The sequence below is a fragment of the Chryseobacterium joostei genome, assembly GCF_003815775.1.
Lineage (GTDB): Bacteria > Bacteroidota > Bacteroidia > Flavobacteriales > Weeksellaceae > Chryseobacterium > Chryseobacterium joostei.
The window spans coordinates 4,221,378-4,233,103 of the sequence record NZ_CP033926.1 but is presented as its reverse complement, the minus strand read 5'-3'; the positions used below and the strand labels follow the sequence as shown (position 1 = coordinate 4,233,103).

Annotated in this window: 12 protein-coding genes; 11 read left to right on the top strand and 1 reads right to left on the bottom strand. The window is 36.2% G+C overall.

What is annotated here, in order from left to right; genetic code table 11:
• Nucleotides 1-38 precede the first annotated feature (38 nt).
• A complete protein-coding gene (locus tag EG359_RS19330; RefSeq protein ID WP_076356537.1) occupies nt 39-974 on the top strand; it encodes a sulfate/molybdate ABC transporter ATP-binding protein in 936 nt (311 codons plus the stop codon).
• A gap of 322 nt (nt 975-1,296) precedes the next feature.
• Here EG359_RS19330 and EG359_RS19325 read toward each other — a convergent pair whose 3' ends face one another.
• Nucleotides 1,297-1,641 carry a zinc ribbon domain-containing protein YjdM gene (locus EG359_RS19325; protein ID WP_076356535.1) on the bottom strand — a complete coding sequence of 115 codons (345 nt, stop codon included), beginning with the start codon at nt 1,639-1,641 and terminating at the stop codon, nt 1,297-1,299.
• Nucleotides 1,642-1,794: 153 nt separating this feature from the next.
• Here EG359_RS19325 and EG359_RS19320 point away from each other — a divergent pair, with 153 nt between their 5' ends.
• The 10 genes from EG359_RS19320 to EG359_RS19275 all read left to right on the top strand — a co-directional run bounded on the left by EG359_RS19320 (nt 1,795) and on the right by EG359_RS19275 (nt 11,725).
• The gene (locus EG359_RS19320; RefSeq protein WP_076356533.1) at nt 1,795-3,000 is read left to right on the top strand and encodes an RsmB/NOP family class I SAM-dependent RNA methyltransferase; all 1,206 of its coding nucleotides are present in this window, start codon (nt 1,795-1,797) and stop codon (nt 2,998-3,000) included.
• 212 nt (nt 3,001-3,212) lie between these two features.
• A complete protein-coding gene (locus tag EG359_RS19315; RefSeq protein ID WP_123867450.1) occupies nt 3,213-3,476 on the top strand; it encodes an immunoglobulin domain-containing family protein in 264 nt (87 codons plus the stop codon).
• A 331-nt stretch (nt 3,477-3,807) separates the two neighbouring features.
• On the top strand, nt 3,808-5,475 hold the full coding sequence (asnB, locus tag EG359_RS19310) for an asparagine synthase B (RefSeq protein WP_076356529.1): 1,668 nt from the start codon (nt 3,808-3,810) through the stop codon (nt 5,473-5,475).
• A 296-nt stretch (nt 5,476-5,771) separates the two neighbouring features.
• On the top strand, nt 5,772-6,614 hold the full coding sequence (locus EG359_RS19305) for a hypothetical protein (RefSeq protein WP_076356527.1): 843 nt from the start codon (nt 5,772-5,774) through the stop codon (nt 6,612-6,614).
• A 140-nt stretch (nt 6,615-6,754) separates the two neighbouring features.
• Entirely contained in the window at nt 6,755-8,158 is a 1,404-nt protein-coding gene (locus tag EG359_RS19300) for an MFS transporter (RefSeq protein ID WP_076356525.1), read from the top strand.
• 136 nt (nt 8,159-8,294) lie between these two features.
• The gene (locus EG359_RS19295) at nt 8,295-9,170 is read left to right on the top strand and encodes a pirin family protein (RefSeq protein ID WP_076356523.1); all 876 of its coding nucleotides are present in this window, start codon (nt 8,295-8,297) and stop codon (nt 9,168-9,170) included.
• Nucleotides 9,171-9,328: 158 nt separating this feature from the next.
• Complete coding sequence (locus tag EG359_RS19290; protein ID WP_076356521.1) at nt 9,329-9,640, top strand: GNAT family N-acetyltransferase; 312 nt, start codon at nt 9,329-9,331, stop codon at nt 9,638-9,640.
• Nucleotides 9,641-9,693: 53 nt separating this feature from the next.
• Nucleotides 9,694-10,593, top strand: coding sequence for a pirin family protein (locus tag EG359_RS19285; protein WP_076356519.1), 900 nt, complete (start codon nt 9,694-9,696; stop codon nt 10,591-10,593).
• A 21-nt stretch (nt 10,594-10,614) separates the two neighbouring features.
• Complete coding sequence (locus EG359_RS19280; protein WP_076356517.1) at nt 10,615-11,154, top strand: NADPH-dependent FMN reductase; 540 nt, start codon at nt 10,615-10,617, stop codon at nt 11,152-11,154.
• Entirely contained in the window at nt 11,147-11,725 is a 579-nt protein-coding gene (locus EG359_RS19275) for a TMEM175 family protein (protein ID WP_076356515.1), read from the top strand. The genes EG359_RS19280 and EG359_RS19275 overlap by 8 nt, the downstream gene beginning before the upstream one ends.
• Nucleotide 11,726: the final 1 nt, after the last annotated feature.

Genomic DNA, 11,726 nt, shown 5'->3' with positions numbered 1-11,726 from the left:
AAAAAATTGTGTTTTCATAAAAACCTTACATTTGTAATATGCTATTAGAAATAAACAATTTATTTTTCTCTCACTCCAAGGAAAAACCCCTGTTTCAAAACCTTAATTTAAGGTTTGAAGCCGGCAGAATTATTGCCCTGGCAGGAGAAAGCGGATGCGGAAAATCAACACTTCTCGGTTTAATCTACGGGCTTCTTGACTGGGAAAGTGGAGAAATAATTTTTGATGGAAACAAGCTTTTGGGCCCCAAAGGAAATCTTGTTCCGGGTGAAGCTGAAATGAAATTTGTAGCACAGAATTTTGACCTGATGCCCTATGCTACCGTTGCCGAAAATGTAGGAAAATTTATTTCAAACATTAATTTAGCAAAAAAAAGAGAAACCGTTATGGAACTTCTGGAAGTGGTAGGCCTTCAGGAGTTTGCTGATGTACTTCCAAAATACTTAAGTGGCGGTCAGCAACAAAGAGTTGCCATTGCCAGAGCACTTTCTGTACTGCCCAAACTTCTTATTTTAGATGAACCATTTAGTAATCTGGATTTCCCGAGAAAAATTGAACTTAGGGAAAGACTTTTCAGATATGTAAAGCAACATCAGATATCTCTTATCATTTCCACTCATGAGCTTCAGGATATCATGCCTTGGCTGGACCAGGTTGTTATTCTTCAAAATGGAAGATTAATTCAGAACGACAGCCCTGAAGAAACCTACCGAAACCCCTACAACGTCTATGTCGCCAAACTATTCGGTGAAGTCAATATTTTCAGTGAAACTGAAGTCATAGATTTTGAACTTTCAAAACCTACATATTATCCTAAAGAAATAAAAATCTCCGAAACCGGTCTGGAAGCAGAAATTCTTGAAAGCAGATTTGCAGGAAACTATTATTGGAATAAAATTAAAGTAAGAAACAAGGAACTGATCATCTATACAGAGGAGAAGCTGAACAACCCTGTGAATGTTTCATTTATTTAGGAGTAAAACAACAAAAAGACAAAGTCGGAAAGGCTGATTGGCTCTTAGTTCCAGTTATCTTCCATCAACATAACTTATACATTTTCAACATGCTGTGGATAAAAAAAATACAAACATAAGAATTGGTTCTAAAACTTTTTCTTACATTTGTATCTCTACAGCTTAAGGAAATTTTTGGTTAATTCTCTTTCTGCCGTCTAGACGGACATCAGCAATCTTGCGATTAAGTCTATTGAAAGATTACACTGTCCAATCTTTTCCTTTTTTTATGAACTGTCCTTTACAATTTAATGCCAAAGCCAGTCTTTAAAATAAGTTATTTTTATGCTTTCTTCACAAATTCAGACTTTAAAGCCATTGCTCCGAAGCCATCTATTTTACAATCGATATTGTGATCACTTCCAGGTCTTAAACGAATATTTTTCACTTTAGTACCCGCTTTTACCGGTTTTGGTGCTCCCTTTACAGGAAGATCCTTTACTACCACTACAGAATCACCATCCTGAAGTTCATTTCCGTTAGAGTCCAATATTTTACCCTCGCTTGCTGCTTCTGATGCTGTTTCCTCAGGATTCCATTCGTAGAAGCACTGAGAGCACACCATCATATTATCACTTGGATAGGTAAACTCGGAACTACATTTCGGACAAAGTACTATATCACTCATATTTTAATTTTTTGCAAAGGTAGAGCTTTTTGGACGTTGAAGTCAAGCCTCTGATGTTAGAAATTAGAAAGCGGGAACACAACCTTAAAACACAAAATCTAAACTCTCAACTTAAATTCGTATTTTTGCAGATTCAAACAGCGAAGCAAATTTATGGAACTTATTCACAGAAACTTGGCAATCGGAATTCACGATGCCTTACTAGAAACATTTTTTGAAAAAAACAAATATGCCGATAAAGTTATTGAAAGACTTTTGAAAGCAAACAGAAAATGGGGAAGCCAGGACAGAGCCGTTGTTTCTGAGATTTTCTACAATATTATCCGTTGGAAAAAACGCCTTGAGTATTATATGGGTGAAGGGATAAAGCCCAGCAATATTTATAAACTTATCCTTGCTTATCTTCTTTGGAGCAAGACTAATTATAAAAAGTTTGAAGAATTTGACGGAATTAAGATTGCGGACATTCTTACCAAGCTTAAGAAGAATACTGTTCCTACAAAGGCAATAGAACATTCTATTCCAGACTGGTTGGCTGAAACACTAGAAAAAGAACTGGGAGCCAACTGGGAAAGAGAAATGATTGCCCTAAATGAACAGGCACCAACAGTTTTAAGATCCAATTCCTTAAAAACAACTACAAAGGAACTTATTTCTGATCTTTCGGACGAAGGAGTTGTTTCTTTCTCTATCCAAAATTATCCTGACGCAGTACAGCTTGAGGAGAAAAAGAATGTTTTCCTTACTACCGCTTTTAAAGAGGGATTATTTGAAGTTCAGGATGCCTCTTCACAGAAAATCGGGTATTTCCTTGACGTTAAAGAAGGACAGAGAGTTGTAGACGCATGTGCAGGAGCAGGAGGAAAAACTCTTCATTTGGCTGCTTTAATGAAAAATAAAGGTCAGATTGTAGCATTGGATATTTTTGAGTGGAAATTGGCAGAATTGAAGCGTCGTGCAAAAAGAGCCGGTGCTCACAACATTGAAACGCGTATGATTTCCGACAACAAGGTTATTAAACGTCTTCATGAAAAGGCAGACAGACTACTTATTGATGCTCCATGTTCTGGTCTTGGGGTTTTGAAAAGAAATCCGGACAGTAAATGGAAAATTGATCAGGACTTTATCGACAGAATTAAAAAGGAACAACAACAGATTCTTCAGGATTATTCTAAAATGCTGAAAATAGGTGGAAAGATGGTATATGCAACATGTTCTATCCTACCGTCTGAAAACAATAAGCAGGTAGAGGAATTCCTTAAAAATAACCCGGGTTATAAAATGATCAAGGATGATAAAGTAATGCCTAGCGAAGGGTATGACGGATTCTACATGGCATTGATCGAAAGAATTTCTTAATACATTTTTAAAATATAAAGATAAAAACTACTCTAAAGGGTAGTTTTTTCTGTTTTTTAAACTAATTTTTAAAAATACAGTGTAACATTTTACACCCATTCTCTACTAACTCTATAGATTAAACCGTTTTGCTGCAGGTGGCTACTTTTATTAATTGAAATAGTACTTCTGCAACCTCATCCATTATGTATAAAAGAAATATAATCAACTTTTTGGCAATTTTTCTATTCTGCCTGTATTCAGCACAGGCCAAGGGAGAATACCATGTCATTTCTTATAATGGAAAGCCATTACCTACTGTAACTTGGCAGAAAACCGATAATAATCTTACCTCTTATTCATTTTTTAAGCTTGAAAATATCATTTCAGTAGACGAACATCATACTACGTTCATGTATGAAGAAATAGACCCTACCGTCAAAGTTTCACAAAAGGTAAAAATTTCAGTGTATGGAACATTGCAGACGCTTTACTAAAGGTCCTATAAAAACAAAACCTTCTTGCATGAGAATTGCAAGAAGGTAAAAACACAAATGATGAAAAAAAATTATTTCGAGCCACAAAGAAAGGGCTAAAATTCATATAATAAATTACCATATATTAATAAATATGTCATTTTTATTTCGTATGGAGATTGTATTTATTTTAGCCCAACGAAAAAAATTAACCAAAAAACATACTTACCACCTGAAATAGTTAATATTTTTCTTTTAAAAACAAAATTTAATTAAAAATATTAATTAATAGCATTTTTTAATTGTTATTTATAAACAACACCTATACTTTTGTTTCATAAATAATAAAAATATGTGTGGAATTGTATGTCTATTTGACGCCAAGCAGAAAACCGAAGTACTAAGACCCCAGGTTTTGGAAATGTCAAAAAAGATCCGTCACAGAGGACCGGATTGGAGTGGGGTTTTTCAGGATGAAAAAGTAGTGTTCTCTCACGAAAGACTTGCTATTGTAGATCCTACTTCAGGAAAGCAGCCTCTATTTACAAAAGATAAAAAGATCGTACTAGCCGTAAACGGTGAAATCTATAACCATAGAGAACTAAAAGAAGAATTTCCTGAATATGAGTTTCAGACGCAATCTGACTGTGAGGTAATCCTGGCTCTTTATCAAAAGTATGGAAAAGGCTTCGTTGAAAAACTAAACGGAATTTTTGCATTCTCCTTATATGATACTGAAAAAGATGTTTATCTCATTGCCCGTGATCACATGGGAATCTGCCCGTTATATCAGGGATGGGATAAGAACGGAAACTATTATGTAGCTTCTGAGTTGAAAGCACTGGAAGGAGTCTGCAAAAAAATTGAAACTTTTTTACCCGGACATTTGGTTTACAGCAAAGATGGCAGTGAACTACAACAATGGTACACAAGAGACTGGGACAGCTTTGATCATGTAAAAGACAATGAAACTGACATCTCAAAAATAAGAAAAGGTCTTGAAGATGCTGTTCACAGACAATTGATGAGTGATGTCCCTTATGGAGTATTACTTTCCGGAGGCTTAGATTCTTCTGTTATCTCAGCAATTACTGCAAAGTTTGCAAGACAGAGAATTGAAAGTGGAGACACTCAGGAAGCATGGTACCCAAGACTTCACAGTTTTGCTGTAGGATTGGTAGGATCTCCGGACCTTGTTGCTGCCCAAAAAGCAGCAGAGCATATCGGATCTGTTCACCATGAAGTAAACTTTACTGTTCAGGAAGGCTTGGATGCGGTACGAGATGTAATCTATCATTTGGAAACTTATGATGTAACCACCATTAGAGCCTCTACCCCAATGTATCTTTTGGCAAGAGTAATCAAGTCAATGGGAATCAAGATGGTACTTTCCGGAGAGGGTTCAGATGAATTGTTTGGAGGTTATCTATACTTCCACAAAGCGCCTAACGCTAAGGAATTCCATGATGAAACAGTAAGAAAGCTAGGAAAACTTCACCTTTATGATTGTTTAAGAGCCAACAAGGCATTAATGAGCTGGGGAATAGAAGGCAGGGTTCCTTTCCTAGACAAGGAATTCATGGATATTGCCATGACCATTAACCCAAAAGACAAAATGATCAATGTTTCTGAGGGGAAAATTGAAAAATGGGTATTAAGAAAAGCCTTTGAAGATCTTCTTCCCGCATCTATTGCCTGGAGACAAAAAGAGCAGTTTTCAGATGGTGTAGGCTACTCATGGATAGACACTCTAAAAGAGGTTGCAGAGAAAGAGGTTTCTGACGAGATGATGACGAATGCAAGATTCAGATTCCCGCTAAACACACCACAGAACAAGGAGGAATACCGATACAGAACGATTTTTGAAGAGCATTTCCCAAGTGAGACCGCTGCAGCTACGGTTCCATCTGTTCCATCTGTTGCGTGCTCTACTCCTATTGCTTTGGAATGGGATGAAGCATTCAAAAAAATGAACGACCCGAGTGGAAGAGCAGTGAAAGTGCATGAAACATCATACTAAGAGTTTGAGGTTTTGGGATCTTTGTCTAAATCAATTATGAAAGGTCAATTCGCTGCCTTTGTGAATTTTTAATAGAAGACGATCATTCTTGATTCACTTGTGAAGCAATATTCACTATTGGCATTTAATTTCTAAAATTGAATGTATCTGATTTGTAATATCCCACCTCGGCTTTCTAAAATCCACACAAAATTTATCAATCCTGTAGCAATACAGGATTTTCTTTTGAATTAACAGCAATAATATCGACATAATTTAGCTGACAATCAAAAATAATATCTAATAAATAATTATATTTGGAAAACGAAAATATCAATTATAAAAAAATGAGAAGAAACCTTACTGTTTTATTTGCCTTATTATCCATAAGTTTTGCTTTTGGACAGGGAAAATACGGCAAATACCTGAACTCAAAAAAGCTTGCTTTGGCTTATAAAAGTGTGAAAGATGCTGATAAAGATGACTATTATCAACAATTTTACTGGCTGGTAAAGGCTGAACAACTTAAAACTTATCCTCATCTTAAGGACATCAAACCTATAGTTCTGTATCAATTTGTAAAAAAAGTGAATCCTCAGAATCCAACAAAAAAACTGGATGACAGAAGTAAGGAATTAAGAGCAACTGCAGAATTATCTTTAAATCAATATTTTAAAAACAAGAATTTTGAAAACAATTCTGTTTTAATGTATAACCTTGAAACTTATGTAGACCCTTCAAAAGGACAATTCTATACTAAGGTGGATCCTGAAAAGATCAAGGAACTGGTTCCAAAGGAATTGTTTGCATTCAACTCTATTAACAGAAACATGGGCGAAGAGAAAACTTACTATCTTTGGGTTGACAAGAAGAAAGATGATCTGAACATTATAGATATCATTCCTAATGAAAAAGAAGATAAGGCATTCTACACAAGATTAAAACAATATCTTCCAAACTATAAGTTTTCAAAATTTGTTCCATCTGTAAAAAAAGGGAACAAATCAGATAAAACAGACGTGGAGTATTACTACATCATGCCATTTGAGCAGAATACCGATAACATTGAATATAAAACAAAGGATTTCAAAAATTTCACTTTAAGCCAGTATAGAAAAGCCGGTGACGAATGGAAAGGAGTAGAAAAACCTAGAAAATAAATTAAAAAGTCCTGTGATATTTCGCAGGACTTTTTTAATTTTATATAGATTTCTTTATCTAAGAATCAAATTGCTTAAAGCAAGCATTTTTTTCAAATAAAATAAGCCTGGATTTTTTTGAATATTCCAGCCTGTACAACATGACAGAAACAAGCCCTCAACCTACATCAATAAAGAAAATTTTGCCACTGATTCTGGCCACAGCTATTTTTATGCAAATGCTGGACTCTACCATTCTGAATACTTCCCTGCCCTCCATTGCAAAGGATCTTCATGAATCTCCATTAAATATGCAGAATGCGATCATCAGCTACGTTCTGACACTGGCTGTTTTTATGCCAGCAAGTGGTTTTTTGGCAGATAGATTTGGAACAAAAAAGATCTTCATATTTTCCTTGGTTTTATTCAGCCTTGGTTCTTTGTTTTGTTCATTGTCTCAAAATCTCACTCATTTGGTTATTTCAAGGGTAATTCAGGGTGTTGGGGGAAGTTTAATGACTCCGGTTGGAAAACTGGCCCTCATTAAAACATTTGACAAAAGTGAACTTCTTAAAGCCATGAATTTCGCCATTATCCCTGCTCTTATTGGCCCTGTATTAGGTCCACTGGTTGGTGGGTATATGGTAGATTATTTTTCCTGGCACTGGATATTTCTCATTAATATTCCTATGGGTATTCTGGGGATTATTTTAGGCTTAAAATTTATGCCCAATTATAAATCTGATGATGTTGATTTTGATTTGAAAGGCTTCTTAATCTTTGCTGCAGCTTCTCTCCTACTTTCTATTTCATTGGAACTTTTCGGAGATATACAAAATATTACGCCGGTGCTTCTTGTATTTATTTTAGGTTTCCTGTTTCTTTATTATTACTATAAGCATGCAAAAAGAGGAGGCAATCCTATCTTTCCATTAAACTTATTTCAAGTTAGAACCTTCCGTGTTGGAATTGTGGGAAACCTGGCCACCAGACTTGGAATCAGTTCTGTTCCACTACTCCTTCCGTTGATGATACAGATTGCCTATAAACAATCGGCAGTAACTTCGGGATGGATTATTGCTCCAATGGCTTTAACGGCTATATTCGGGAAATCATCGGTTATTAAAATTCTGGACAAATACGGTTATCGACAAACCCTGATGGTGAATACATTTATCATCGGAACCCTGATCTGTCTATTGGCGATTCCTGATATCCACACCTCTTTATATTGGTTTGTCCCTATTATTGCGGTGTTGGGATTCTTTAATTCCATTCAGTTTACCTCCATGAATACAATTTCCATTGCGGATCTTAGAAACTTCCAGACCAGCAGCGGAAATTCTTTAATATCCGTAAATCAGCAGCTTGCCATTGGGTTTGGTATCGCATTCGGATTGATTGTATTAAAATTATTTGAAAATACAGATCTAATTCAGGGCGAGATGCACAATGCTTTCCGATATACATTTCTCACGATAGGAATACTGACTATTTTATCCGGATTTGTCTTTAGAAGACTACATATCTCGGATGGTAAAAATATGAAGTCGAAAGAAGAATAAGTTTAAAATCACAAAACAGAAAAGACTGCTGACAATGCAAAATACGTTGCCAGCTTGTCTCTATACGAACTTATCACAGATCAATGTTTCTGACTTATAACTATGGTACTTTTGTTCATATAAAATCAACAATATTATGGCAACTAAAAAAGTAGAAATAGTAGTATCTCCAAGACCTGCACACTTCGTAGGTGATGGTTTTAGAGTTCATAATTTTATTCCAGGCGTACAGGGACTAGACATGAAAAGAATGGACCCGTTCATTATGCTTGATTATAATTCAAAATTTCATTTCAACGGTTCAGAAATACCAAGAGGCGTAGGAGTTCATCCACACAGAGGTTTTGAAACGGTAACAATAGCATATAGCGGTAAAGTAGAACATCATGACAGTGCCGGTGGCGGCGGTGTTATTGGTGAAGGTGATGTACAATGGATGACTGCAGCAAAAGGTGTTCTTCACAAGGAATATCATGAAACAGAATGGGCAAAAGAAGGAGGAATTTTTCAGATGGTTCAGCTTTGGGTAAATCTTCCTGCAAAAGATAAAATGAGTACTCCCAAATACCAGGCTATTGAAAACTCCAAAATGGAAAAAGTGGATTTGGGAGAAAATGGATTTGTAGAGGTCATTGCCGGAGAATATAACGGACATAACGGCCCTGCCGATACTTTTACACCGGTTCACATGATGAATGCAAAGCTTAAGGCTGGAGGAAAGGCTGAATTTAATTTTCCGGCTCACTTCAATACGGCAGCCCTGGTTATTGAGGGTAATATCATCATCAACGGAGATGAAAACATTAAGGGAGATCATTTTGCCCTATTTAAAAATGAGGGAGAAACGTTCACTATTGAAGCGAAAGAAGATTCTATAGTTTTAATCATCAGCGGAGAGCCAATTAATGAACCGATCTATCCTCACGGGCCTTTTGTAATGAACTCAAGAGAGGAAATCATGCAGGCATTTGAGGACTTTAATACCGGAAAGTTTGGCTATCTGGAGGATTAGTAAAATTAAATTTTCCGTAATCTTTGATTGTTCCTTTTTTATTAACTTTATATAATGATGTTGGGTTAAATGTAAAGGGACAGGATTTATATTCTATTAAAAAATAATTAATAAAATCCTGTTCCTTTATAAAACCCATCACTTTTAATACGAAAATTATGAAACCAGAATTTGAAAACATACCCCTTAACAAAACCGATAAAAGATTTGAAATAAACTTCAATGGACACTTTGCTTTTATTGATTATCGTGAAACCACGCATCAGATTGCTTTAATTCATACTGAAGCGGAACCAGAGCTGGCAGGAACAGGTGCAGCCGCAGCCGTAGTGGAAAAAACCCTGCATTATATTGAAGAAAGCGGTAAAAAGCTTCTTCCGTTCTGTCCATACGTTTTTGCCTTTATCAAAAAGCATCCCGAATGGAAACGTATTGTAGATGAAAAATTTGAAGGATATGATAAACTTTAAATTCTTCTCAGGAACATTCATTTAAATAAAATTTTAAAAAGCATTACATCATTATGTCAAATATTGGACTTATCATTGAAGAAAAAGCAGCAGATATAGGTAATTTCCTCGTAGGAAGGTTACTTCCATTCCGTGAAAAAAGAGCAGTCGGACCTTTTGTTTTTATTGATCACATGGGACCTTCTGAACTAAAGGACTACCAAAACCTTGATGTTCCTCCACATCCGCATATCGGATTATCTACATTAACGTACCTGCTTGAAGGATCTATTTTCCACAGAGACAGTATCGGAAGTGCTGTAGAAATAAAACCGGGGGCGGTAAACTGGATGACTGCCGGAAAAGGCGTTGTGCATTCAGAAAGAACTCCTGAATACCTTAGACATAGTGACAAAAGACTTCACGGATTTCAAATCTGGGTAGGTCTCCCAAAGCACCTTGAACAATCTGAACCTACTTTCCATCATATTGAGGAGAACGACATTCCTGTTTGGGAGGAGGAAGGAATTCAATATAAGCTTATTGCAGGGGAAGCATTCGGAAGAACATCTCCTGTTCCGGTACACAGCAAGCTATTTTTCCTTGAGATCAAAACAAAGGAGCCAAAAAAGATCAGCATTGGAAAAGATCTTTATGGGGAAGCAGCCATGTATGTTTTGGACGGAACGGTAACCACGGAAGGAAATTCTTATGGTTCAAAACAACTTATGATTGCAAAAGATACCAAGCTGTGTGAGTTTGAAATGAGCGAAAATGGTACTGTTTATCTATTTGGGGGAGAACCTTTCGATGAAGAACGTTTTATCTTCTGGAACTTTGTAAATTCTGACAAGGAAATGATTGATCAGGCCAAGGTAAACTGGAACGATCAGAATCATGATGCATTTCCGTTAGTCCCGGGAGACGAACATGAATATGTTCCACTACCAAAGGCGATTTTAAACAGAAAATAAACCCAGACTACGATAAAAACCATGAAAATATTAGCGTTTGCAGGAAGCACCTCATCTACTTCAATTAACAGAGAACTCGTAAAGTTTGTGTTGAAAGATTTTCAGAATGAAGAAATCAATCTGATTGACCTTAACGATTTCACGATGCCTGTTTTTTCCGTAGACCTTGAAAAGAAAGGATTTCCGGATGAAGCCCATCATTTTTTAAAGGTGATTGAAGAATGCGATGTCATTATCTGTTCACTGGCTGAGCATAACAGATCTTACAGTGCAGCATTTAAAAATGTTTTCGATTGGTCATCACGGATCAATGTAAAGGTATTTCAGAACAAGCCTATGCTTCTTATGAGTACTTCACCCGGAGGCTATGGTGGCGGAAATGTTATGAATACGGCAAAAACATTTTTCCCACAGTTTGCAGCAGATATTAAGGATACTTTTTCATTACCTAAGTTTTATGAGAATTTTGACCTTGAAAGCGGGGTGATTAATCCTGATATGCTCAGCGAACTGAAATCAAAGATTGAAAACTTTAAAAACCAGATTAAAACCAATGACTAAGGGAAGACTGGAGGCGTTCAGTGATGGTGTTTTAGCGATCATCATCACAATTATGGTCCTGGAATTGAAGGTTCCCGAAGGAGCTAGCTGGGGAAGCCTGAAGCCGCTTCTTCCAAAGTTTTTGGCCTATATTTTCAGTTTTATCTATGTGGGAATATATTGGAACAATCACCATCATTTGTTTCAAACGGTAAAAAAAGTAAACGGCAGTATTCTTTGGGCTAACCTGCATCTTTTGTTTTGGTTATCCCTGATGCCTGTTGCCACAGAATGGATAGGAACAACCGGTTTTGCAAAAAATCCTGTTGCCACTTATGGTATAGGGCTTATCATGTGCGCCATTGCCTACACCATTCTGGAGAATCTTATTATCCGCAATGAGGGTGAAAATTCAAAGCTAAAAGAGGCTATAAATTTTAAAGCAAAAGAGTATATCTCTATTATATTTTACGTCCTTGGAATCGCTACTTCATTTTTTTATCCTTATATTGCCATAGGTTTTTATTATCTCGTGGCTCTCATATGGCTGATTCCGGACAGAAGAATCGAAAAATCATTAAAAGAAAATTAAT